This window comes from Pedobacter sp. G11, assembly GCF_003860265.1.
Classification (GTDB): Bacteria; Bacteroidota; Bacteroidia; order Sphingobacteriales; family Sphingobacteriaceae; genus Pedobacter; species Pedobacter agri.
Window position 1 is genome coordinate 2,291,547 of record NZ_CP034190.1, and the last position, 25,450, is coordinate 2,316,996.

Here is a 25,450-nt window from a genome sequence, read left to right on the forward strand (position 1 = left end):
TGAAAACAAAAAATGCCAAACACTGTTAATTAGTTATATCAAATATTGAGTATAAACATAAAATATATCAAAATGGATAAGTTAGAAATTAAAGGAAAGTGGAACGAAATAAAAGGAAAAGTTAAACAAGCCTATGCTGATTTAACTGATGATGATTTGAAACATGAAGACGGGCAGGATGATGAGTTGTTAGGGAAACTTCAGCAAAAAACCGGTAAAGGAAGAGATGAACTGGTGAAGTGGATTAACTCGCTATAATTTCATCAATTATAATCAAAACAGGCGGTCAAGAAATTGATCGCCTGTTTTGGTATATGGTGTTTTTTAATTTGAATTGAATATTTTTGCCTAGCTTTAATCATCCCAGAATTTCTAGCCAGTAAAATTTTTGATTGACCAGCTTCATATGAGCAAAGCATATTTTTTATTTTTTTTCTTACTTATAGGATTAACAACCTCTAAATATGTTGTGGCCAACGATACAAAGCCAAAAACATCCTTTTATTATCGGCAAATCGACAGTAAAAATGGTCTCTCAAACAGTTCGATTAACACTATTTTCCAGGATCAGGATCAACTATTGTGGGTAGGAACCTGGGATGGGCTAAATCGTTATGATGGTGCACATTTCAGTGTATACAATCATAATATAGATCAGGTTGAAAATAGCATCGGCGGCAATGTGATATTGTCTATCAAAGGAGATCAAAATCAAAACATCTGGATTAGTACGATTGGCGGAATTTCGCGTTACAATAAGCCAAGCGGAAAATTCAGCCGATATTTTTATAAAAAAACTGCCCCTCAAAAAATACGTGAAAACGAGTATGATTTGATTGTGAATGATAAAGGTGAAGTTTTTTGTTTTGCTGTGAATGGCGTTTTAAGCAAGTTTGATTTTGATCATGATCAATTTGTTTCATTTCAAAAATTTGGTACCAAAGAGACCATTGTTAAAATGAATTTCGTTGGCGACAAGCTGTGTTACCTGAATAAAAAGGGTATTTTAACTGTAACAAAAGTTAGCCAAAATAAACTCCAAACCATAAAGTCTATATCAGATCCTTCTGGTATAAGCAATTTCTTCAGCGTTAATAACCAAATCATTTATACCACAAATACGGAGCATCAATTTATAGTGGATGGCAACTTAGCTGTAAAACCACTTGATTTGCCACTTAGAAAAATTAAAGCCATTGCAGCTTACAAAGCGCACTATTTGATAGCATGGGAAAATCAGGGAATGAGTGTTTTTGATAAGACTTTCAAAAAAACTGATTTTTTAAGAAATGAAGTCAGTGCGCTTGAAAATCTGAAAATTACTGGGTTTAACGTAGGAAATGACCAGGTATTATGGATTGGAACCGATGGTAACGGGTTAATTCAAATTTATCCGAAAGAAAATTTTTTCGGTTTGCTAACGAAAATAAACGGCACTAAAATTAATAAACCAATCAGGGCGTTTGCAGAAAATTCTGGCAATTTATGGGTAGGAACAAAAGGTAACGGCGTTTTTATTTTTAATAATTTCTGGTCGGAAGGGAATAAAAAACCGCAAAAAATAGACGTAAGTTCTGGCTTAGAGAATAATTCTGTTTTTGCCATTAGAAAAGGTGCAGATCAGTTAATTTATATTGGTACGGATGGCAGAGGACTTTCCGTACACGACTTAAAGCTGAAGAGAACCATTAACTGGAAAGACATCAAAAACACCGAGAAGTTGCCTGAATTTAAGTCGGTTTATTCGATTATACAAGATAAAAATGGGTCAGTTTGGATGGGGACCAGCGGTTACGGCTTAATTCACGCCAACATCGTTCGCAACGCAGACCAATCATTAGCAGTAATAAACTTTAAACAGTTTGCCTCATCAGCAGAAAATAACGGGCCCATTAATGATATTATTTATGCTTTAGCAGAAGGGAAGGATAATCGTTTATGGATTGCCTGTCGTTACGGAGGCTTAAGTGTGTTAAATAAAAAAACTGGTCAGTTTAAAACTTACAAGGCCTTCGGTTACGAAGGAAGTTTATCACATAGTGATGTATTGTCGTTATTCTACGATAGTAAAAACCGGCTTTGGATTGGTACCAGCTATGGCCTGAATTATTTGTCGAATGAAGAATCTTTAAAAGAGAAGCCAAAATTTATAAAAATTACGACAGATAAAGGGTTGCCAAACAATACTATTCATGCTATTCAGGAGGATGGCCTAGGGAATATTTGGGTGAGTACCAATAAAGGGTTGGCTAAAATCAATCCCGCGAACAATAGCATTGCCAATTACCAGGAGAGCGATGGTTTACAGAGCAATGAATTTAGCGATGGTGCAACTTTTATGGCAGCCAACAACAATTTATTTTTCGGTGGTATATACGGCTTTAATTATTTTTATCCGAAAGATATTATTGAAAATACAAAACAGCCCAACCTGCTCATTTCCGATTTACAACTTGGAGGCAAGGCATTCCAAAATAATCAATATTTAATTGTAAAGGCAAAGCAGCAAACTATCCAAAGTTACGAGCTGGAACGAAAAAGTAATTTTTTCCAATTCTCTTTCAACGCTTTAAATTATTTTAATGCATCGAAAAATGAGTTTGCCTATAAACTTAAAGGCTTAGATCAGGCCTGGCGTTTTACTGGAAGTGATGGTAAAATAGCTTATTACAATATTCCGCCGGGGAAATATGAATTACTAGTGCGCTGGAGCAACGGCGAGGGCGTTTGGACTAAAGATATTGTTGCTTTGAAACTGGATGTAAAGCAATATTTTTGGCTTACTTATCCGGCCTACGCCTTTTATTTATTGCTTTTAATTGCTGGGGGATATGCATTTCACCTTTACCGCAAGAATAAACTGGAGATGAAATTTAAGCTTGAACGCGAATATTTATTCAGGCAAAAAGATGAAGAGGTACATCGCCAGCGGATTAATTTCTTCACCAACATCGCTCATGAAATCCAAACGCCTTTAACACTCATTTTGGGGTCTGTTGAGCATTTTATGCAAAAGAAATCGTTACTGGATAAGTCTGTAGATAAAAATTATTTCCTGTCAGTTGTGCACCAGCATACGGCTCGCTTAACTTATTTGGTACAGCAATTACTAGAATTTAGAAAAGCCGAAGCAGGGTACCTGAAAAGAAGTGATGATTATTTCGATATCAGTAAACTACTCAACAGCTTAACTCAGTTGTTTATTCCTGCTGCTGAAAAAAATGAACAGCAATTTGTAAGAGAAATTCCAGAGGGGATTGCCGGTTTTATTGATAAAGATAAGTTTGAAAAAGTTCTTTTCAACTTATTATCAAATGCTTTTAAACATTCTGGTAAAGGAGATGAAATTATATTCAAAGCAAGCTGCGAAGGAGAGAAAAATGAGCTGGAGATTTTAGTTGCCAATTCGGGTTGCAAGCTTAAAGAAGGCGATTTAAAAAACATTTTTAAGGAATTTCATATCGGGAACAATAAGCAGATCAATAATCAAAGCACAGGTATTGGCCTTGCTTTCACCAAAGAACTGATTTCAATTATGGACGGCGATATTAAAGTGAACCTGGAGAACGATTGGATTTATTTTAGCTTCAGGTTGCAACTAAAACAAAGTATCGAGGGCAAAGAAAATGAAGTGGTGGCATCTGCGCCTTCTTATTTGTTTGAATCGATTTTGAAGCCTTATCATCAGGATACAGTTGAAGAAAACAACAAGGAAGCCTTGATAAACGATTTGAAGAGCGATAGAGAGGCTGTCATTTTAATCGTGGAAGACGATGCGTCGCTCCGTTTCCTGATTAGAAATATTTTGAAAGACCAGTATACCGTTTATGAAGCCGAAAATGGAAAAGCAGCCCTCGATTTTCTGAAAAATAATGCACCAGATATGATCATCAGCGATGTGATGATGCCCGATATGAACGGACTTGAGCTCTGCAAACATATTAAATCAGCGCCTGCAACCTGCCACATTCCATTTATCATGTTATCAGCCAAAGGAACAGAAGAGAGTAAAACTGAAGGTTATGAAACTGGTGCCGACGCTTACATTGCCAAACCTTTTCATGTAAATTACTTGCAAATGCGTGTGCGTAAACTTTTAGATTATCGCAATCGCATGAACCATTTAATCAGGGATAGAAACATTAACAACCAATTTGTTGATGTAGATATGGATCAGGGTGATAAAGAATTCCTGAATAGCTTGGTAAAGGCCGTTGAAGATAATCTGGCAGAACCTGATTTAGATGCTGCCAAACTCGAAGATATTTTGTGCATCAGTAAGATGCAGCTGTATCGCAAACTTAAAACTTTAGCGGGCATGACACCATCTGAATTTATTAAAAGGATCCGATTAAAACATGCTGCGGTTTTACTCCAAAATTCAAAGCTTAACGTTTCGGAAATTTTCTACTTAACTGGTTTTAATAACAAATCTTACTTCTTCAGGGAATTTAAAAAGATCTATCATTTGGCTCCGAATGATTATCGGCAAAAGCAACACGAAGGAACAGCAACCTCGGAGGTTTCCTAATTAAAATAGCTTTAAATGGCTGTTTTGCAAGAATAGTGAACTAAAATGTTATTATAGTACACTACTCTTGCCTGCTACACTTTCTATATTTGCTCTCAATCAAATATAAATCTTTATGAAAAAAAACAGACGTATTTATGCAACGTTGGTTTTCTTGTTTTTAGCCGTTACAGGTTTTACAAGCTATGCACAAACTAGAATAACCGGTAAAGTAACTGATGAAACTAATCAGCCTTTGCCTGGAGTAGTTGTGATGCAAACCAACACACAAAACAAAACTTCAACTGATGGAAACGGGGTGTATGTTTTAACACTTCAGCCAGGTTCAGCACAAACTTTAACCTTTACTTATATCGGCTACAATGCCACAACTTTATCACCAGCTGGAGGTAGTTTGAATATTTCTTTAAAGCCAGCTTCGCAATCTTTAAGCGATGTTGTGGTAGTGGGTTATACCTCACAAAAGAAAGCTTCAATTACCGGATCAGTAGCTACGGTTGATATGAACGATTTACAAAAAACCAGAATTGTTGATGTAGCGCAAGCCCTTCAAGGTCAGGTTGCCGGTGTATTCGTTGCAGCCAATACGGGTGCTCCTGGCGATGGTATCAAACTGAGAATCAGGGGCGAGGGAACCTTAGGTAATAACGACGTACTTTACGTAATTGATGGTGTTCCTACTCGCGATATTTCATTTTTAAACCAGAGCGATGTAAAATCGATGACGGTTTTAAAAGATGCTGCTGCTGGCGCCATTTATGGCTCCCGTGCTGCTAATGGTGTGGTGGTAATTACAACCTTTAACGGAACGAAAGGCAAAGCGAATATCAATGTTGAATATTTTGCAGGTTTTCATCAGGCAACTAATTTGCCAAAGATGTTAAATGCAGATCAGTATTTAACCATTAAAGATCGGGCATGGCATAACACTTTAGGCAATGCGGCAAACGCAGTGAGTCCTTATCAGGCGGCCAGAAGCAGAACGGATTTGGCAGATACTGATTGGCTAGGCGAACTGTTCGAAACCGGAAAATCAAAAAATCTACAGGCATCGGTAAACGGTGGTTCTGACCAGGTTCAGTATTTAATTTCAACAGGATATTACAAACAGGATGGTATTGTGGTTCAAGATCATGATGGTTACGAACGTTTTAATTTCAGATCTAACGTAAACGCAAATATTACAGATCGCTTCAAAGTAGGAACAAATCTTCAGTTAAGTTTTGCGAAGCAAGATAAATTGTCCTCAAGCGGCGATGTTCCTGGTGTAATTCGTCATGCATTATTGCGTCCGCCAGTTTTGGGTGTTTACAAAAGCGTTACTGATCCTACTTATTCGGCTGCAAACCCTTATACCGATTTACCTTTTTACACTGGTAATAATAACGGATGGGATAAAAATTTCGAGTTCAGTTCAAACCCAATTGCGATCGTAAACTTCACAAACGATAAGCGTAAAACTTTCCAAACATTCGGAAATTTATATGCTGAATATGCTTTTTTAAGCGATAAATCTTTAACCTTCAGATCAAGCGTGGGTGTTGATATCAGTTTTTCTCACAATAAAAACTTTGCTCAGAATTATGGTGATGATAATGACAACAATCCTGATGAACTTTATCCAGGTAAAGGCAGAAATAATAAGCCTAATAATTTAGATGAGAATAGAGGTGAAGTAATGAATTTCACGTTCACCAATACTTTGAATTATGTAAAAACTTTCGCACAGAAACACAATGTAAACTTCTTGCTTGGTGCTGAGAATATCTCCAGTAAATCATCAGCAATTGGTGGCAGCAGACAGAATTTTAATAAAAGCACTTCAGGTTTCCAGTACTTAGACTATGGAAGTTTAACCAATATTTATAATTCAGGTTCAGCAAGTGAGTTTAATTTGGTATCGTTTTTCGGTAGCGGAACATACAACTTCGACAATAAATATTTCGCAACAGCTACTTTAAGGGCCGATGGTTCTTCACGTTTCGGACCTTCAAATAAATGGGGTTATTTCCCTTCAGCATCAGCAGGATGGATTATCTCTAATGAGGAATTTATGAAAGATGCGCAATGGATTTCTGAATTGAAATTAAGAGGAAGTTGGGGACAAGCAGGTAATCAGGAAATTCCAAATAATACTTACCAAACTTTAGTTTCAGAATCTGGCGGTATCGTAAACGTGGTACGTTATGGTAACCCAGATGTGAAATGGGAAACAACTACACAAACCAACTTCGGTATTGATTTCGGTGTGTTGAAAAACCGACTATCATTAACTGCTGATTATTTTGTGAAAAAAACCGATGATATTTTGTTAACCGTAGGCTTGCCAGCTGTATCGGTAGGGGTAATTGATCGTACTTACGTAAATGCGGGTGAAGTAACCAATAAAGGTTTCGAATTTGGTTTAAATTTCAGAAATCAGGAACATGCTTTCAAGTATAACGTAAATGCCAACATCGCTACGCTAACAAACCGTGTGAATAAATTGCAGGAGTTTGTAAAAAATATCAATGATGACAGAACGCATACCAGAACTGAAGTTGGGCAGCCAATCAATTCTTATTTCGGTTTAGTTTTCGATGGTATTTATCAAACACCAGCTGAAGTAAGCAGTCATTTATTTACAAATGCAAATGGTGCATTACCTGGCGATATCAAGTTTAAAGATTTGAATGGCGATGGACAGATCAATGCTGATGACAGAACAACAATCGGTAACCCGGTTCCGAAATTAACTTATGGTTTTGCTTTTTCTTCATCGTTTAAAAAGTTCGATTTCTCGTTCTTACTTCAGGGTGTTCAAGGTGTAGATCGTTACAATGATTTAAAACAAATTATCAATTTTGATAGCCGCCCTTTCAATTCCATGACTTCTGTTTTAGATAGCTGGAATGGCCCAGGTACAAGCAACACCTTACCAAGAGTAACTTTTAATAATAATGGTGGCGGTAATGTTTCCAGCGTTTTTGTTGAGGATGCATCATACCTAAGGTTAAAAAATATCGAAGTTGGTTATACTTTCGATGTTAAAAAAATAGGTGTTAAAAATGTTCGTTTATATGCCTCAGGTCAAAACTTGTTCACCGTAACAGATTATACAGGTTTAGATCCGGAGTCGACTTCTTTGATTGATCAGGGAACTTACCCACAATCAAAAGCATTTATTTTAGGATTAAAAATTAATCTGTAAACCCTTTTTGCAATTATTATGAAAAAGATATTATTTATAGGCGCAATGTTCAGTGTGGTAACATTCGCGGGTTGCAAAAAGCAACTTACTACCGAAGCGATAGGTTTAACAACTTTAGAGCAGGTAAATACAACACCAACGTTAGGAACAGTAGAAAATTCGGTTAACTCTGCCTATCAACTATTATCAAACCGCTTGAATATTCTGGCACAATGGGATTGGTCTGGAGGTTTGGTTTTTCAGAATGATTTGGTGATGCAGGATATCGCATCAGATGATATGGAGAAAAAATGGAACCCGGATGGCGATCAGCCCTGGATGGACGATGTAAACAATTTCACTTTTACATCTACAAACGGAGGTCCGAACGGGTTATGGAAATATGATTACGAGGGGATTAAAAGATTAAATATTGCCATTGAGCTACTAACTAAGCCTGATATTGAAGCGATTACTGGTATAACAACAGCCCGCAAAAATCAACTATTGGGTGAAGCTTATTTTTTAAGATCATATTACTATTTCTCTTTAGTTACCAATTTTGGCGATGTGCCATTAATCTTAAAACCAGTAAGTACCTATCAGGAAGCTTTCGAAGTAGCAGTGAGAGCTGATAAAAATGTAGTTTGGGACAAAATCAAATCAGATTTAAACTTAGCTAAAGGTTTGTTGCCAAATGCGAAATACAGTTCAGCAACTGAGAAGTGGAGAGCCAATAAAGGTTCTGCTATTGCTTTGTTGGCCAAAGCGGCGCTATATACAGAGAAATGGGCAGATGTGGTAACAAACGTTAATGAATTGCAAGGTTTAGGCTTTTACAGCTTGAACAGCAATTATTTTGATAGTTTTAATCAAACAAAAGAATTTACAGAAAACGAAAATATTTTTGTTTACGATCACCAGTCAAACCAAAATCCATTAAAAGGTAATGGTATTTGTGCACCACTAGGTTGGGGCTTCTTTGCTCCAAGTGCCGATTTCTTAAATGCTTTTGAAGCAAATGACCCAAGAAAACTTTATACGGTTGATGTTCCAAATCAAAATGTAAATAAATTATTGGGTAGCACAAACGGATCAAATAAAGGAAATGACGATGCTGCAAACAATAAAGTTTACATCAGGTACGCCGATGTTTTATTATGGAAAGCTGAAGCTCAAAACGAGTTGGGTCAATATGCTGATGCGGTTTCCATCATCAATCAGATCAGAACAAGAGCAAGAACCAGTGTGGGCGCAACAGGTATTTTGCCTCCAGCTGCAACTTTACCTAATCGTGCTGCATCAACAGATAAAGCCGTTATCAAAGATTGGTTAATTTCTGAGCGTAGAGTAGAGTTAGGTTTCGAATCGCAAAGAATGTTAGACCTTAAACGCTGGAAATTAGCTAAAACTGTTATGACAGCGAAAGGCAAAAATTTCCAGGATAAACATTATCTATATCCGCTACCGCAGGCCGAAGTTGATGCTTCTGCTGGTACGCTAAAACAAAACCCAGGTTATTAATCGTTAATTAATTGCTGTCTGTTATACATGCAACAGACAGCAATTAATTTTTAAACTCATTTCAGGTCAATTTTTATTGGCTATTGGATAACTATTCCCTAAATATTATGACAGATAGTGCTAAAAGATTTTCTCAGAACCCAATTTTATCTCCAAAAGATTTAGTTCCAAGCAGGCCAGGTTTAGAAATTGCTTGTTTGCTTAACCCAGGCGTTTTTACTTTTCAAAATAAAACCTGGTTGCTTATTCGCGTAGCAGAAAGACCCCAACAAAAAGAAGGTATTATCTCTTTTCCAATTCTAAAAGGTGACGGTATAGAAATTATTGAGATCAAGGAAAATGATCCTGATTTGATTGCCGACGATCCTCGTGTAATCAATTACAAAGGGGCCGATTACTTAACTACACTTTCACATTTACGTTTAGTTTGCAGTGATGATGGTGTCAATTTTTACCAACCTGAAGGTTATCCACTATTACAGGGAGAAGGACCGGCTGAAGCTTTCGGAATTGAAGATTGCCGGGTAGCATTAATTGATGATACCTATTACTTAACCTTTACAGCAGTTTCAGCAGAAGGTGTCGGTGTGGGTATGCGGACAACTAAAGATTGGAAAACTTTCGAAAAACACGGAATGATTATTCCGCCACATAATAAAGATTGTGCTGTTTTCGAAGAGAAAATCAACGGGAAGTTTTATACACTTCATCGCCCGAGCAGTGTCGATTTGGGTGGTAATTATATTTGGCTGGCCGAATCGCCTGATGGCATCCATTGGGGAAATCATAAGTGCATTATCAAAACCCGCAAAAATAATTGGGATAGTAAACGAGTTGGTGCCGGTGCAGCCCCAATTAAAACTGAAAAAGGCTGGTTGGAGATTTATCACGGTGCCAATGCTGAACATCAATATTGTTTAGGCGCATTTTTAATGGATTTGAACGATCCATCTAAGGTAATCGCTCAAACCGATGAACCTATTATGCGCCCAATTGCTGAATACGAGATGTGCGGTTTTTTTGGTCAGGTAGTTTTTACCAATGGCCACACCGTTAACGGCGATGAACTGACCATTTACTATGGTGCTGCAGATGAATTTGTTTGCGGTGCTAAATTCTCTATTCAAGATATTTTATCGCAACTAGAATATAACCATGCTGACTAAACTTAAATCAGAAATTACGCACTTCAAAAATCAGTCGTATAATTTCAGGGTACTTACCCTTACCAACTTAATTTACAGTATTGTACTTCCTGTAATCGATATTTTTGTGGCAGCCTACGTTATGCGTAGCTCCAATGATCCTGTTAAAGTTGTCATTTATCAATTAACGATCTATACAGGCATTCCAATTACGTTTTTCCTGAACGGTTTTCTGCTCAGCAAGTTTTCCATCAAAACCTTGTATTCGTTGGGCATGATGTTAAGCGGCGTTTCCATGATGGTAATGATGTCGTTAACTACCCTGGATAATACCGGGATTGGTATTGCCGGTTTAATTATGGGGATGTCTTTTGGTTTTTATTGGGCGAACAGAGACTTCTTAGCACTTGCCATTACAAATGATGAAAACCGAAATTATTACTATGGTTTGGAAACATTTTTCTATACCATTATTGCAGTTGTAATTCCAGTATTGATTGGTTGGTTTATCGAATTTAACGCGGTAAGTGGCGGTGCGCATCTGGCTTATAAAATTGTAACCGGGATGGTTTTCGTAATTACGATTTTGGCTTCTATCATGTGTTTCAGAGGGAACTTTCAAAATCCGACCGAAAAGAAATTTGTTTATTTTAAGTTTGATCCATATTGGTACAAGTTATTGCGATTGGCTACACTAAAGGGCTTGGTTCAGGGCTTTCTGGTTACTGCACCTGCCATGTTAATTATGCTTTTGGTTGGTAAAGAAGGTGCATTAGGAACTGCGCAATCAATCGGTGCCATCATTGCGGCTATAGCCATGTACATCATCGGAAGAAATACATCACCGAAACACAGGTTATATATTTTTGGAACAGGCTTAGTGCTTTTTGCAATTGCTGCGATAATCAATGGTGTATTGTACAGTAGTTTAGGCGTAATTCTTTTCATGTTATTTTTATTGTTAGCTAAGCCGCTTCTTGATTTAGCTTACTTTCCGATTCAGTTTAGCGTAATTGATATTCTAACTAAAAAGGAGAAAAGAAGTGAATTTGCCTACATCTTAAATCACGAAACTGGTTTGTATATTGGACGCCTAACCGGAGCAGGTACATTTTTAATCTTGGCCTATTATTTTTCAGTTGAAGTTGCCTTGCGATACGCCATAGTTATTGTAGCGATATTACAATTGGCTTCTTACTGGGTGGCCAAAGACATTATTAAACAGGGCAAAATCGAAAATGTTGATCAAGCACCAATTTTAAGTAATGAAGAACCTGGCGTTGTTGCGCCAGTTTAAACCAAATAGATTAACCAATTGATCTGTATTTACAGGTCGAAACATATCAATAATATGAGATTGAATTTTAAGGTACTTTATGCAATCATTTTTATTTCAAGCTGGAACTTTGCTCATGCCCAGGTAAAACAGCTTAAGCTAAGTAGGGTAGAAGAAATGGCGAATTTGCCTCAGCCATTAAAAATTATTAACTGGAAATTGATGGCACAAAACTTCGATAAAACCGTTTACGATTTTAATGCAAAAGGTGAATATTGGCCAATGATTTGGATGGACAGCACCCGCAAAAATTTCGATCAGCCGGTAATGGGCATTTACACAGCTGTTGGCGATGTTCGTCAGGGTAAAAACAATAAAGGCATGTTCCACGAGGCTTTGGCCAACATGGGCGCTGTGATGGGCGCAAGTTTAGTGGGGATAGACAAGAGCAAACAAAATGGTGTAAACTATGCTGCGATGTTGAAAAACTATTTTAATCGCGACACCAAATGGAATATCATGATGAACAATACTGCTCCTGAAGTAGCCCTTTTAGGTGGTGGTTATGGCAGAGACTGGTGGTATGATGTGTATCCGAATGTGTTGTTTTATGCCGTTTGCGAGCAATATCCGGAAGAGAAAGATTTCGATTGGATGGCAAAAAGTATTGCTGAAAAATTTTATCAGGCCGATTCCATCTTAAAAGGCGATTACAACTATTCGTATTTCGACTATGCAGCAATGAAGCCTATGAAAAACCAGATTTGTGCACAGCAAGATGCAGCGGCTGGCCATGCCTGGGTGTTATATGCTGCTTATAAAAAGTTTGGCGATAAGCGCTATTTAAAAGGTGCTATCAGTGCGATGACGGCCTTGGAAAGCAATAAGATTAATCCTACTTACGAATTGCTGATGCCATTTGGTGCTTATTTAGCAGCAAGAATGAATGTTGAGCAGGGAACGAATTTCGATGTGCAAAAGCTACTTGCGTGGACGTTCGATGGAACGGCCGTTTGCCGTGAGGGTTGGGGTGTTTTAACGGGGAAGTGGAATGGATATGATATTTCTGGCGTGGTTGGAAGTACCGTTGATCATGGCGGTTATGGTTTTTTAATGAATACTTTTGATGCAGCCTGGCCATTGATCCCAACGGTTCGTTATGATCCATCTTATGCCAATGCAATTGGGAAATGGATGTTAAATGCCGTAAACGCTTCACGTTTTTTTTATCCGCAGTATATGCCTGCTGATCGACAGACCATCCCGCAACATGCTGCTGTAACTAAAGGTGTAATCGCTTATGAAGGCTTCGCCAAAACTTCTACTTTTGATACCCTTTACATGGACAAAAAAGGGCCGGTTGCGCAGGGAGATGGGCCAAAATGGGTACCAGGTAAAAACCCTGATGTATCCCAATTTAGTGTTTATGGTAGCGGCCACGTCGGAATATTCGGCGCCATCGTGGAGAAAACTAATATCGAAGGTGTGTTGAAACTGGATGTTTTGGCTACTGATTTTTACAGAAATAAAGCTTATCCAACCTATTTAATTTATAACCCTTATGCGCAAAGTAAAACCGTTGCGTACAAAGTAAAAGGAATTAAAAAAGTTGATCTATACGATGCAATTAGTCAAAAGGTAATTGGTAAAAATATTGCCGCTAAAAGTAATGTTTCTATTGCTGGCAATCATTCTGTTTTAATTGTAGAGGTACCTGCCGGAAGCAAATTAACAACCACTAATAAAAAACTAGTCGCAAACGGAATCGTGATCGACTATATGAAGAAATAAGTATCTACTTATGCGCTTAAATTAACGAAGCACTGCCTTAGGGTGGTGCTTTTTTTCGTCAGCATGAAGTTGAACGGATGTATTGGTCTTATATGCCGAAGATAGAAATGATGGTATTATTCATTTTTAGTTTAATAAATGATGAAATGTTTGCTTGCTGTAGGTGATAGCCCAAAAAAAAAGTGTTCCGGGTTTAAACCGGAACACTTTTCTATTTACTAGGCTTTGCCTTAATTTTTGGTCTTTCTGCTTTAAGCTTTCTCTTAGTATCCAAAAATCTGTTCTAAATTTAGTTTGGTAACAGCGCCAAATTTAGCTAAATCTGCAAGGTTGATTTTTTTCTCTGAAGCCACAACGCAATAACTATATGGTTTACCAGAAATATTACCATTATGGAATGATTTAACGTCAGCGAAAGTTAACGGCTTTAAAGCTGCATACTCATCAATTCTTGAATCATGATCGAAACCTAATTTCTGATCAGCTAAATATGTGTAAATGATACCATCTTTAGTGATTCTTGTCGTTTCAATTCCATTCAATGAATTACTTTTAGAAAGATCAAATGATTTATCAGACTCCGGTAATACCGTCAACAACTCGTTCATTCCTGCTACAGCCTCGTTCATTTTATCAGCTTGCGTACCTACGTAAGCAATCATCGTATTTTCTTTTTCTTTGCTATTTGGCGAAGAATAAACTGCAAAAGTAGAGTAAGCTAAAGCTTTAGATTCACGGATGGTTTGAAACACGATAGAACCCATGCCACCACCAAAGTAATTATTGAATAAGCCAATTTTTGCCGCATTTGCCGGATCATATAATCCAGAATTACGTACCCAGCGGATTTCAGCCTGCACCATATCATAATCTGCAAAGTAAACTTTGTTAGAATCGGTTTTGGTGTACACAAACTTTTTCATTGGTGCTGCAGGCGTAAATTCTTTAGCTAATGCATGAACTTTGGTAATATCAGCAGAAAATGCAGGTAACGTTTTCGGGCCAAAATAAGTGATGGTGTGCTTATAATTGGTTAAGTTATGCAACAAGTAAATCAAATCTGAAGATTTCATGTTTTTGATTTCATCATTGCTTAATCCGTAATTGAAAGGATTATCCGAGCCATATTGAGCATAACTCATCAAACCTCCTAAAATAGAAGCCTTGTTTAATTTTGCATTTTCTCTCGATTTCAATAAGCGACCTTTTAAATCTTCCAAAGCTTTTTCATTTGGCTTGCAGTTTGCAAGCACGTCTTCTAACAACAATACTGCTTTATCAAAATTCTCTTGTAAACCACTTAAAGAAACTGTTGTGATTTCGGTGCCTACATTAATGTTATAGTTGCAGGCAAGATTATAAAATGCTCTACTAATGTCTTCCGCAGAATATTTATCTGTACTTAAAAATGCCAAATATTGCGATGCATATGGCAATAATTTGTAATTGTAAGAACCCATATCAAAACGGTAGCTCATGCGAAATATACCATTTTCTGTATTCTGAACGGTAATCACATCTGCAATACCAGCTTTACCAAAATTCAAATCTTTTTGATAATCTAAAAACTTTGGTGCAATTGGTTTTACAGGAGAACTGATAATGGTTTTGGTGAAAGGAGAAACCTCATTAGCATTGGTTTTTACTGCGGTGATGGTTGGTTTTTCAACTTTGATAATGCTTTTATCTTCACCTTTATGTTTTAAGATGGATACATAATTATTGATGAAAAACTGATTGGCAAAATCTACAATTTCTTTCTTCGTTACTTTTGCCATCGCATCGGTTGCAGCTAAAGTTTTGTCCCACTCGGTACCACGATTTTGAATGAAAGCATCCATGGTTGCGTTGGCACGAACATCATTGTTATCATAGCCCTGAAGTTCTGCTAATTTGATATTGGCAACCGTTGCTTTTATTAAACTTTCGTCGAATTCACCTTTTTTAAGCAAATCAACTTGTTCTAATAATAGTTTTTGTGCGTCTTCTAAACTTTGTCCGGCTTTAGGTGATCCAGACAAAATAAAGATTCCATAATCCTTCATTTGATTATAACCCGCTCCAGCTCTCAACATTTTTTGCTGTTTATTAATGTTGATATCCATTAAACCAGCTTTACCGTTTGATAAGATGCTGCCAATCAGATCAAGCAATAAACTCTGGCGGCTGTTTTGTGCAAAACCACGATAAGCTACATAAAGACTTTCGGCGCTTGGGCCATAAATATCAACCTTTTGAACCTGAGTTAGTGGTTTTTCAGGTGCCGGATTGTACAATGCCAATGGCTTTGAAGCCATGTATGAAAAATTCTTATCGATTTTTTTGATTAAATCATCGTAGTTAATATCACCCGACATAATTAAAGCCATATTATTTGGCACATAATATTTGTTGTAATATTTTCTGATTTCAACCAGTGAAGGGTTTTTCAAATGCTCGATGGTACCAATGGTAGTTTGTTGACCGTAATTATGTGTTGGAAATAATGAATAAAGCATTTTCTCGTACATTTTACGTCCATCATTGTCCATTCCAATGTTTTTCTCTTCATAAACGGCTTCTAATTCTGTATGAAAAATACGGAAAACCGGAGCACGGAAGCGTTCAGCCTGAAGTGATAAAAACTTATCTATTGCATTTGATGGCAAATCTTCCTCATAAACAGTTTCTTCAACTGATGTATGGGCGTTGGTAGAATTGCTACCAATCGATTTCATCATCTTATCATATTCATTTGCAATTGAATATTCAGATGCCTCGCCAGAAACTTTATCAATCTCTTTGTAAATTTCCTTACGTTTGGCTGGGTCGGTAGTTTTATTATAAGTTTCGTAAAGTGCCTCTATTTTATCTAATAATGGTTTTTCTTTAGCATAGTTTAAAGTTCCAAACTTATCAGTACCCTTAAACAAAAGGTGCTCTAAGTAATGGGCCAAACCCGTGTTGGTTCTCGGATCGGTATTACTACCCGCTCTTACTGCCATTTTGTAAGTAATGTTCGGCTCCTTATTATTTTGCGATAAAATGACGGTCAATCCGTTTTTCAGCGTATAGAAACGCGATTTTGTAGGGTCGTTGGTTACATACTTATAAGGGTAGCCACCAGAATTACCTGTTTTCCATTGGTACGCGGTTTGAGCTTTCACGCCCGAACTTGCAACAAGAAAACAAGCTAACGTAAATAGTTTGATTTTCATTTATTTGATTTTGGTTTATGATTGTGATTGGAGCATTTGGTTACTGTAAACCAATTACAGCAGTCAGTTAATAAGTTATTTATCCAAATATATATGGTTTCAATCATGGAATGAAATGCTTTAAGAATTTTCTAACTAATCATGTAGTAATAAATCATTTTAGCAGATAAAACTATGCGTTATTGTGCCTTGATTTTATATTCTGTATTTTTACCGACATGACAAAGCACAAGGCAAAACCAAATATTTTAGTTGTTAACGATGACGGAATTACTGCTACAGGAATAAAAAACCTGATGGAAGTAATGCAGGAAATTGGTAATGTAGTTGTGGTGGCACCAGATAGTCCGCAAAGCGGGATGGGGCATGCGATTACTATTGGCAAGCCGATCCGGTTTGATAAAGTTGACCTTTACAACGGCGTGGAAATGTATAAATGCAGTGGAACGCCGGTTGATTGCGTTAAACTTGGCGTTAATAAAATATTCAAAGGCCAAAAACCTGATTTATGTGTATCTGGAATCAATCATGGTTTAAATAATTCAATTAACGTTTTGTATTCTGGCACCATGTCGGCAGCAGTGGAAGGAGCTATTGAAAAAATTCCATCTATTGGTTTCTCCATGGATGATTTTGCAGCTGATGCAGATTTTAGCCATACCAAAAAATATATTAAAGATATTTGTTTACAGGTGCTGGAAAATGGCTTGCCGGAAGGTGTTTTGCTCAATGTGAATTTTCCAAAAGGTGATCAATTGAAAGGCGTGAAAATCTGCCGCCAGGCAAATGCAAAATGGATGGAAGAATTCGAAGAACGCGTTGATCCATACAAACGTCCATATTATTGGTTAACCGGAGTTTTTGAGAATTTTGATAAAGGCGAAGATACCGATGTTTGGGCTTTGGAACACGGGTATGTTTCAGTTGTTCCGGTTCAGTTTGATTTAACGGCACACCACGCCATTCAAACTTTAAACGGATGGAATTTTACAGGTGCTGATCAATTGAAATCTGATCAAGGCAAAGCGACCATTTCCGCCCCTGACGGAATTAACCTGGGCTAGTTTTCAGCGATGAACGAAAAGCTAAGAAAACTGAACGATTCGGTATGGATCGGATTAGGTATCGGACTGATGATCCCTGCAATTTTATGCTCCATCGCCTGGTACATCATTCATCATGTCGCATCGTTAGCAAAAGCGGATTTATTATACATCGGTGGCATAGCAGTTAACGCTTATGTGATGCAACACTTTTTCAAATACAATAAATTAAATATTGGCCGGGGAATTTTAGCCGCCACATTTTTGTGTGCCTTCATTTTTTTCGCCTATAAAGTTTTTTAAAACTATAACCGTCATTGCGAGGTACGAAGCAATCTTATTTTAGATATCCGATTTAAGATTGCTTCGTACCTCGCAATGACGATAAGTGAGTTACTCCAATGAAATACTACCTCGTAGCCGGAGAAGCATCAGGCGATTTACACGGTGCAAATTTAATGAAAGCTTTAAAGCTGGAAGATCGTGATCCCGTGTTCCGTTATTTTGGTGGCGATAAAATGCAGGCTGAATGTGGTGAATTGGTAAAACACTATGCCGATATGGCTTTCATGGGTTTTACCGAGGTAGTACTAAATCTAAGAACGATCTTCAAAAATCTTAAAAAATGCAAGGAAGATATTTTAAGCTGGAAACCTGATGTGCTGATCCTGATCGATTTTCCTGGTTTCAATTTAAAAATTGCTGAATTTGCAAAAGAAAATAATATCAAGGTTTGCTATTACATCTCTCCGAAAATTTGGGCATGGAACCAAAAGCGTGTGCTCAAAATTAAAAAGGTTGTCGATCATATGTTTTGCATCCTTCCATTTGAGGTAGATTTTTACAAGGAGTGGGGCATGGACGTGGATTATGTCGGAAACCCACTTTTGGATGAGCAAGCAGCATTTTCACCTGATCCTCAATTTTTAACAAATCACAATTTAAGCGGCAAAAAAATCATCGCCTTACTACCTGGCAGCAGAAGGCAGGAAATAGAGCGGTTGCTGCCCGTCATGTTAAGCATTACTGATCAGTTCCCGGATTATCAATTTGCAATTGCTGCTGCACCAACATTTGATCAGGCATATTATCATCAATTTATAAAAGGCAAAAAAGTCACTCTTTTATTTAGTAATACTTACAATCTACTTCATCACGCTCACGCTGCAATAGTGGCTTCGGGAACTGCAACATTAGAAACGGCTTTATTCAAGGTTCCACAAGTGGTAGTTTATCGCGGTGGGGCCATTTCTATTGCTATCGCGAGGATGTTGGTGAAAATTAAGTTCATTTCACTGGTCAATCTGATCGTCGATAAAAAAATTGTTACAGAGCTCATTCAGGAGGATTGTAATTCAAAGAAATTAAGCGAAGAACTTCAGGCAATAGTTTCAGGTGAGGGACGAAAAACCATGCTTAGTAATTACGAGGATTTACTTTTATTAATGGGAAAGCCCGGCGCATCTGAAAAAACAGCGAAGTTAATTTTTAATTATCTCAAAAAATAAATATTGTAATGATTAAAATTTAATTAGAGTACAGGAGCTCCAATGCCTATAACTCAGTGAGAAATGAGGTAAATTTAAGTAAAACGTTTTTGTAACATTTTTTTTACTATTAAATCGATTTACTACACTTGAAATTTTTTTAACATTGGTAAATTAATCATACCCTTTAAACTAGCGCTAACCTAAATAAATCATGCATTTCTATGTGTAATGGAATTTTTATAAAGTTATTTCCATAAAACATCTTCGAGAACCTATTCAATTTCCAACAAAATAACAAAATAGCTAATGAAAATTAATTTACTAAAACTTACTGGTCTCTCTGCAATTGTATTGTCGAGTTTGCCAGCGTTTTCGGAAGGCTTTGATCATAAAGATCATAAGAAATTATTCGGATTCGACATCCCCTGGCATCAAGTTAGTGCTAAGCAAACGATTACAGGTAAAGTTGTTGATGAACAAAATCTTCCTGTCCCCGGTGTTGGTGTTAAAAATATCACATCTGGTGTTTCATCAATTACGGATCCGAATGGACAGTTTAAGATTGAAGCAAATGCAAATGATGTGCTTCAATTTACGTACATCGGTTATAAAACTCAGAATATAACTGTAGGTACTCAAACCAGCTTAAACATTAAACTTGCAGTATCGGCCGATACTAAGCTTGATGATGTGGTAGTAGTTGGTTACGGTACACGTAGCCAAAGAGAATTGACATCGGCAATTACCAAAGTTGATACCTCACAGTTCAGACAAAGTGGTGCTAGAAACGCCCTTGATTTATTGCAAGGTAAAGTAGCCGGCCTGCAAATTTCAAGAAATAGTTCAAATCCAAATTCAGGTGTAGCTATACAGCTTCGTGGGGTAACTTCCATTTCCGGATCACTTTCTCCACTAATTGTTATCGATGGTATCCCGGGAGGTAACTTGGATTTACTTCAACAAGACGACATCGAATCTTTTACAGTGTTAAAAGATGGGTCGGCAGCAGCAATTTATGGTACTCGTGCCAATGCCGGTGTAATCTTAGTAACTACTAAGAAAGGGCGTAAAGGGCCTTCTCAGTTCAGCTACAACGGTTACCTCAGACATGAAACCTTATATGAACGCCCTGATTTTATGAATGCAACTCAGTTTCGGGAAAAACTGGCAAGCGGACAATATGTAGCTAAGGATTTTGGAGGCGACTTTGATTATTTTAATGACCTGATTAACAAAGATAATCTAACCAATTACCAAAATCTTTCTGTTGCTGGTGGTGGCGATAAATCTAGCTATCGTGCTTCATTTACTTATAATAAATTGGACGGTTTCTCCCAGGCGAACAGCAGAGAGCAATATCAGTTTAGAATGAGCCTAACACAAAAGGGTTTTAAAGACAAGGTTTCTGCAATGTTTAATATTGCATCCAATATTAATAATGCCAATTTATTAGGTGGCGGAGGTTGGGAAACTGTGTTAGTTAAAAATCCTACAGAATCATATTTTAATCCTGATGGCTCTTATTTATTTACTAGAAACATTACTAACGAAGTTGCTCGTTTAGCACAGGAAAAAAACAAAAGAAGTCAGCAAACATATTCAGTGGATGGTAAGATCGACATTGATATTATAAAAGATTTGAAAGCTTCGGCATTTGTTGCTTATCAGAGAAATCAGTTTGTTGATAACCAGTATCGCCAGATCGGAAGTCAAAATTCTGTTGAAAATGGTGATTCTCCAGGTGGTGGCTACGCTTACAAAGGGACTCGGCTAGAACAAAATTTCAACTTTGAACCTACGATAGAATACAATAAAGCGATTAATGAAAAACACCGTTTAACTGGAATGGTAGGATATTCTTATCGTTATGAAGTAAATGAAGAATTTAGTGCAAATAACCGTGGCTACACGAATGATCTTTTTGAAGAAAATAACTTAGGTAGTGTGCCCGTTGGAGTAAACAGAATCGGCATCGCTAGTAATAAAAACGATAATACGCTAATTGCATTATTCGGTCGTGTACACTATACATTTGATGGTAAAGTGAACTTTGAAGCGGTATTAAGAAGAGAGGGCTCTTCAAGATTTGGAAAAAACAATAAGTGGGCTAGCTTTCCTGCTGTATCTGCTTCATGGGAAATTACCCGTGAGAAATTCATGGAAAATACCAAATGGCTTAATTTCTTAAAGCTAAGAGCAGGTTATGGGGAAACGGGTAACTCTGGTTTTGAAAACTATGCATCGCTAGTAACACTAAGTACTGGTAATTTATATCCTTTCCCAGGAAATAACTGGCTACAAACATACGGTCCTTCTCGTAATCCAAATCCAGATTTAAGATGGGAACGTAAACGTGAATACAATTTAGGTGTAGATTTTGCAATGTTTGATAACAGATTAAGTGGTTCAATAGAGGTTTTCAAACGTAACACTGTTGATTTACTTTATACTTATACTTCTCCTCAACCTCCATTTGTTCAAAGTTCAATATATACCAACGTAGGTACTATTTCAGCTAAAGGTTTAGAGCTTTCATTAAGCTATGCTGCAATGAAAGGAAAGGATTTTACGTGGAATATTGATTTTGCAGGAAGTACTATCGACAATAAATTAGTGACTTTCTCTAACGATATCTATAAAAGAGATATGGTGGAGTTTGGTAGCATTGGTGGCGCAGGTGCCCTCGGAAATGCATACCGTACCTATGAAGGTCGTAATATTGGCGAGTTTTGGGGTAAGCGTTTTGCAGGCTTTACACCAGACGGTAAATGGTTGTTTACCAACCGTGCCGGACAGGCAGTTCCGAATGCGCAAATCAATACTTCTCCTTTTAGAGATCAAACTGATCTTCAGCCAATTGGAAATGCCATTCCGAAATATTATCTTTCATTGGGGAACACTTTTACGTACAAACAATTTGACTTAAGAATTTTCTTAAGAAGCAAGTTGGACTTTGACGCACTTAACACCGTTGCCTTATCTTACGGAAATAAATTTGGAACTCAAGGTAACTTGTTAAACAGTGCTTTTACCAAATACGCTGAAATCAATGATACATACATGTATTCTGATTATTATTTAGAGAATGCAAGTTTTCTAAAACTCGATGAGGTAACGCTTGGGTATACATTTAAATTCAAAGATAAAGCGTTCAGAAGCTTACGCGTTTATGCGGTAGGCCAAAACTTGGCATTACTAACAGGTTATACAGGCAACGACCCTGATACCATTCAGGATGTTGGTTTAGGAAATGAAATCAATGGACGCAGTTTAGGTATCGATGTTAGAAGTCCTTACCCAACAACAAGAAGCTTTGTTTTCGGTGTTAATTTTGGATTTTAATAATAAAAGAAATGAAAACATATAAAAAAATCATCCTCTCTGCATTAATAGTATCGCCGATATTTTTTAACGCATGTACTAAACTAGATGAGACGGTATATAGTCAATTAATTACAGATAATTATTACAATAATAAAAACGAGGTGCTTTCTGCAGTATTAAGACCTTATACTCATGCCAATGCCTGGGCAACTCCTTCAGGCCAGGATGGCTGGTGGAGGCCAGCAGAACTTTCTGGCGACCAACTGGCCTGGCCAACTAAAGGTCGTCATGGTGAAGATGGTGGTAAATGGAAACGTTTGCACTACCACACTTGGTTAGTAGATGATGGGCCATTAAATAATGCTTGGGCACTAATGTTTGGCGGGGTTGGATATTGTAATGATCCTATTGAAAATCTAGAGAAACGTACTTTACAACAGATGGGTGTAACTCAGGTAGAGAAAGATGCATACATTGCCGAGTTGAAACTTTTGAGAGCTTATCATTATCTTAAATTGATGGATCTTTTTGGAAACATTCCAATTGTTACTCAGATTGGTGTGCCAGCTAAGCCAGAAACAAGACCCCGAGCTGAAGTTTTCGCTTTTATTGAAAAAGAAATTAAAGATAACATTGATAAAGCGCCGAAACTTTCAAGAAATATGATTGGCCGCATGACACAAGCAGGTGGATATGCTATGTTAGTGGAACTTTATTTGAATGCAGAAGTTTGGACAGGAACGGCCCGTTGGGATGATTGTATCGCTGCTGCCAATAAATTAATCAATAATGAAGCTGGTGGTCAAAACGGAAATATGGCGCTAGATCCAAATATTACGGATCAGTTTAAGAGTACCAACGACCTTTCGAAAGAAGTGATTTTTGCTATTGCTTATGAGTTTAGGGTAGCAAACTCCCAGCCGTCTTGGACCGGCGAATTCTTCCATTTTCAGCAAGATAGGATTTATGGTGGCTCTAGAAATGGAAATAACGGTGTTGTAATGGTTCCGGGGAATTACACTAAATACGTTAATGATGATTTGAGAAAATCAACCTGGTTGTTACAGGGTCCTCAAGTTAGATTCGATAATGGTGCAGCAGCACTTGCTTCGGGTGGTAATGAGTATGATGGTCAGCAAATTAATTTTGTTGATGAAATTCGAAGAGCGAGAGCCAATTCTACGGTATCTAACATGAGTGAGGGCGAAGAAAATAGCGGTATTCGGTTTAACAAATATAAGTTAGGAAACAATGTTGTGGGCACTGTTAACGGGCAAGCAATTCCTATCGATTTAAACTATAACTGTACCGATTGGAACTTATATCGTTTAACTTGGGTATATTTTGCAAAGGCAGAAGCGTTAATGCGTAAAAATGGGGGTTCAGCGAATGCCGAGGCGGTTCAGTTAATAAACGACTGTAAAAAACGTGCTTTTACTGACGCTACATGGCCTGCAAATCAATATACAACGGCTACCTTAACATTGGATGAATTATTAAATGAACGAGGACGTGAATTTGTTTTCGAAGGTTTCAGACGAGATGATTTGATTCGTTTTGGTAAATTCCATACAGCAAGTTGGTGGGATCATACACCATCAGCAGCTTTTAGGCAAATCTTCCCAATCCCACTAATTCAAAGAACACTTAACGAAAACCTGCGTCAAAACCCAGGATATTAATTTAAAAACACAAAAGGCACTATAGAGTGCCTTTTGTGTTTTTAACAAAAATTAACATTCAAGCCAACTACATTTGCCTCAGAACTAAATCGATTAATTTTCAAAAAATATTAATCATTATACTTTATATTAGCAAAAATTCAAAAACGATTCTGAGGATGGTATCTTTTTGAAAATGTAATAATTTGAACGCCCAATAATGAAAACCCTTTCAATCAAAGATATTGCTGTTAAGGCAGGTGTCTCCATCACAACTGTTTCATTTATCATCAATGGTAAAGCCAAAGAAAAATCGATTAGTGAAGCTGTTATTAAAAAGGTAGAAAAAATTATCAAAGAAAGTGGTTATAAACCCAACCAGATCGCCAGGAGTTTAAGAACAGGCAATTCCAATATTATAGGTTTAATTATTGAAGATATTTCAAATTCATTTTTTTCCCGTATCGCTCGCTTAATAGAAGATAAAGCATATAAAAAAGGATATAAAATTATCTACTCCAGTACGGAGAACAATTTAGAAAAGGCAAAGGAACTGATCAATATGTTCAAATCGAGGAAGGTAGATGGTTACATCATTTCGCCAACCAAAGGCATTGAAGAAGATATTCAGGTGCTCCTTTCAGATAATAAACCAGTGATCTTATTTGATAGGAATTTATCAGATATTGATACACATTACGTGGGCGCCGATCATTTCCAGGCTTCCTATCAATCTATTGAAAGCTTTATTAAAAACGGCAAAGGGAAAATTGCACTGGTAACTACCGATATTGATGTAGAACAAATTATCGAACGTTTTGAGGGATATAAGAAGGCACTCATCGACCATAATATCCCATACAATGATGAGTTGGTACTTAAAATCCATTTCAACCAGGATGAGGCTGAAACCATAGAACAGATGAAATTATTATTCAGCTCTAAGGATATTGATGCTGTACTCTTCGCTACCAACTATTTAGCCATCAGTGGATTAAAGGCTTTAAAGCAGCTCAATAAAAAAATAGGAGATGAACTTTCCGTTATCGCTTACGATGATCATGAAGTTTTCGAACTCCACACACCAAGCATCTCTGCTGTGCAGCAACCATTAGAAGAGATTGCCGAAACCGTTATTCAGCTAATACTCAATCAGCTTTCTTCTAAAAATAAACTAGAAAACCAAAAGGTGATTATTCCGGCAAAGCTAATCGAAAGATAACTAATAGTTCATCGTCACATAAATGTTGCATTTTGGAGCTTTCAAAATGAATTTTAATTCTTTAATATTGATCTAGT

At 37.1% G+C, this 25,450-nt stretch carries 14 protein-coding genes; 13 read left to right on the forward strand and 1 reads right to left on the reverse strand.

What is annotated here, in order from left to right:
* Positions 1-72 precede the first annotated feature (72 nt).
* The 7 genes from EA772_RS09980 (at position 73) to EA772_RS10010 (ending at position 13,436) form a co-directional block, all read left to right on the forward strand.
* Entirely contained in the window at positions 73-258 is a 186-nt protein-coding gene (locus tag EA772_RS09980; protein ID WP_010599801.1) for a CsbD family protein, read from the forward strand.
* 148 nt (positions 259-406) lie between these two features.
* On the forward strand, positions 407-4,531 hold the full coding sequence (locus tag EA772_RS09985; protein WP_124912843.1) for a hybrid sensor histidine kinase/response regulator transcription factor: 4,125 nt from the start codon (positions 407-409) through the stop codon (positions 4,529-4,531).
* A gap of 115 nt (positions 4,532-4,646) precedes the next feature.
* Entirely contained in the window at positions 4,647-7,721 is a 3,075-nt protein-coding gene (locus tag EA772_RS09990; protein WP_124912845.1) for a TonB-dependent receptor, read from the forward strand.
* Between the two features lie 18 nt (positions 7,722-7,739).
* Positions 7,740-9,224, forward strand: coding sequence for a RagB/SusD family nutrient uptake outer membrane protein (locus tag EA772_RS09995; protein WP_168187512.1), 1,485 nt, complete (start codon positions 7,740-7,742; stop codon positions 9,222-9,224).
* 107 nt (positions 9,225-9,331) lie between these two features.
* Positions 9,332-10,390, forward strand: a complete 1,059-nt coding sequence (locus tag EA772_RS10000) for a glycoside hydrolase family 130 protein (RefSeq protein ID WP_124912847.1) — start codon at positions 9,332-9,334, stop codon at positions 10,388-10,390.
* Positions 10,380-11,666, forward strand: a complete 1,287-nt coding sequence (locus EA772_RS10005) for an MFS transporter (RefSeq protein WP_124912849.1) — start codon at positions 10,380-10,382, stop codon at positions 11,664-11,666. The genes EA772_RS10000 and EA772_RS10005 overlap by 11 nt, the downstream gene beginning before the upstream one ends.
* Before the next feature lie 54 nt (positions 11,667-11,720).
* The gene (locus EA772_RS10010) at positions 11,721-13,436 is read left to right on the forward strand and encodes a hypothetical protein (protein ID WP_124912851.1); all 1,716 of its coding nucleotides are present in this window, start codon (positions 11,721-11,723) and stop codon (positions 13,434-13,436) included.
* Positions 13,437-13,699: 263 nt separating this feature from the next.
* On the opposite strand, the gene EA772_RS10015 is transcribed toward EA772_RS10010, so the two are convergent.
* Complete coding sequence (locus EA772_RS10015) at positions 13,700-16,633, reverse strand: pitrilysin family protein (RefSeq protein ID WP_124912853.1); 2,934 nt, start codon at positions 16,631-16,633, stop codon at positions 13,700-13,702.
* 218 nt (positions 16,634-16,851) lie between these two features.
* Here EA772_RS10015 and surE point away from each other — a divergent pair, with 218 nt between their 5' ends.
* The 6 genes from surE to EA772_RS10045 all read left to right on the forward strand — a co-directional run bounded on the left by surE (position 16,852) and on the right by EA772_RS10045 (position 25,373).
* Positions 16,852-17,697 carry a 5'/3'-nucleotidase SurE gene (gene surE, locus EA772_RS10020; protein WP_124912855.1) on the forward strand — a complete coding sequence of 282 codons (846 nt, stop codon included), beginning with the start codon at positions 16,852-16,854 and terminating at the stop codon, positions 17,695-17,697.
* A gap of 9 nt (positions 17,698-17,706) precedes the next feature.
* The gene (locus tag EA772_RS10025; protein WP_010599794.1) at positions 17,707-17,979 is read left to right on the forward strand and encodes a hypothetical protein; all 273 of its coding nucleotides are present in this window, start codon (positions 17,707-17,709) and stop codon (positions 17,977-17,979) included.
* A 98-nt stretch (positions 17,980-18,077) separates the two neighbouring features.
* A complete protein-coding gene (gene lpxB / locus EA772_RS10030; protein WP_124912857.1) occupies positions 18,078-19,184 on the forward strand; it encodes a lipid-A-disaccharide synthase in 1,107 nt (368 codons plus the stop codon).
* 288 nt (positions 19,185-19,472) lie between these two features.
* Positions 19,473-22,508, forward strand: a complete 3,036-nt coding sequence (locus EA772_RS10035) for a SusC/RagA family TonB-linked outer membrane protein (RefSeq protein ID WP_124912859.1) — start codon at positions 19,473-19,475, stop codon at positions 22,506-22,508.
* Positions 22,509-22,519: 11 nt separating this feature from the next.
* Positions 22,520-24,172, forward strand: coding sequence for a RagB/SusD family nutrient uptake outer membrane protein (locus tag EA772_RS10040; RefSeq protein ID WP_124912861.1), 1,653 nt, complete (start codon positions 22,520-22,522; stop codon positions 24,170-24,172).
* Between the two features lie 199 nt (positions 24,173-24,371).
* On the forward strand, positions 24,372-25,373 hold the full coding sequence (locus EA772_RS10045) for a LacI family DNA-binding transcriptional regulator (protein WP_124912863.1): 1,002 nt from the start codon (positions 24,372-24,374) through the stop codon (positions 25,371-25,373).
* The last annotated feature ends 77 nt before the right edge of the window (positions 25,374-25,450 follow it).

What these genes read in the sequence shown, in the direction of transcription:
- EA772_RS09980 (WP_010599801.1), top strand. Translation starts at nt 73, where the DNA reads ATGGATAAGTTAGAAATTAAAGGAAAGTGGAACGAAATAAAAGGAAAA.
- EA772_RS09985 (WP_124912843.1), top strand. Translation starts at nt 407, where the DNA reads ATGAGCAAAGCATATTTTTTATTTTTTTTCTTACTTATAGGATTAACA.
- EA772_RS09990 (WP_124912845.1), top strand. Translation starts at nt 4,647, where the DNA reads ATGAAAAAAAACAGACGTATTTATGCAACGTTGGTTTTCTTGTTTTTA.
- EA772_RS09995 (WP_168187512.1), top strand. Translation starts at nt 7,740, where the DNA reads ATGAAAAAGATATTATTTATAGGCGCAATGTTCAGTGTGGTAACATTC.
- EA772_RS10000 (WP_124912847.1), top strand. Translation starts at nt 9,332, where the DNA reads ATGACAGATAGTGCTAAAAGATTTTCTCAGAACCCAATTTTATCTCCA.
- EA772_RS10005 (WP_124912849.1), top strand. Translation starts at nt 10,380, where the DNA reads ATGCTGACTAAACTTAAATCAGAAATTACGCACTTCAAAAATCAGTCG.
- EA772_RS10010 (WP_124912851.1), top strand. Translation starts at nt 11,721, where the DNA reads ATGAGATTGAATTTTAAGGTACTTTATGCAATCATTTTTATTTCAAGC.
- EA772_RS10015 (WP_124912853.1), bottom strand. Translation starts at nt 16,633, where the DNA reads ATGAAAATCAAACTATTTACGTTAGCTTGTTTTCTTGTTGCAAGTTCG.
- surE (WP_124912855.1), top strand. Translation starts at nt 16,852, where the DNA reads ATGACAAAGCACAAGGCAAAACCAAATATTTTAGTTGTTAACGATGAC.
- EA772_RS10025 (WP_010599794.1), top strand. Translation starts at nt 17,707, where the DNA reads ATGAACGAAAAGCTAAGAAAACTGAACGATTCGGTATGGATCGGATTA.
- lpxB (WP_124912857.1), top strand. Translation starts at nt 18,078, where the DNA reads ATGAAATACTACCTCGTAGCCGGAGAAGCATCAGGCGATTTACACGGT.
- EA772_RS10035 (WP_124912859.1), top strand. Translation starts at nt 19,473, where the DNA reads ATGAAAATTAATTTACTAAAACTTACTGGTCTCTCTGCAATTGTATTG.
- EA772_RS10040 (WP_124912861.1), top strand. Translation starts at nt 22,520, where the DNA reads ATGAAAACATATAAAAAAATCATCCTCTCTGCATTAATAGTATCGCCG.
- EA772_RS10045 (WP_124912863.1), top strand. Translation starts at nt 24,372, where the DNA reads ATGAAAACCCTTTCAATCAAAGATATTGCTGTTAAGGCAGGTGTCTCC.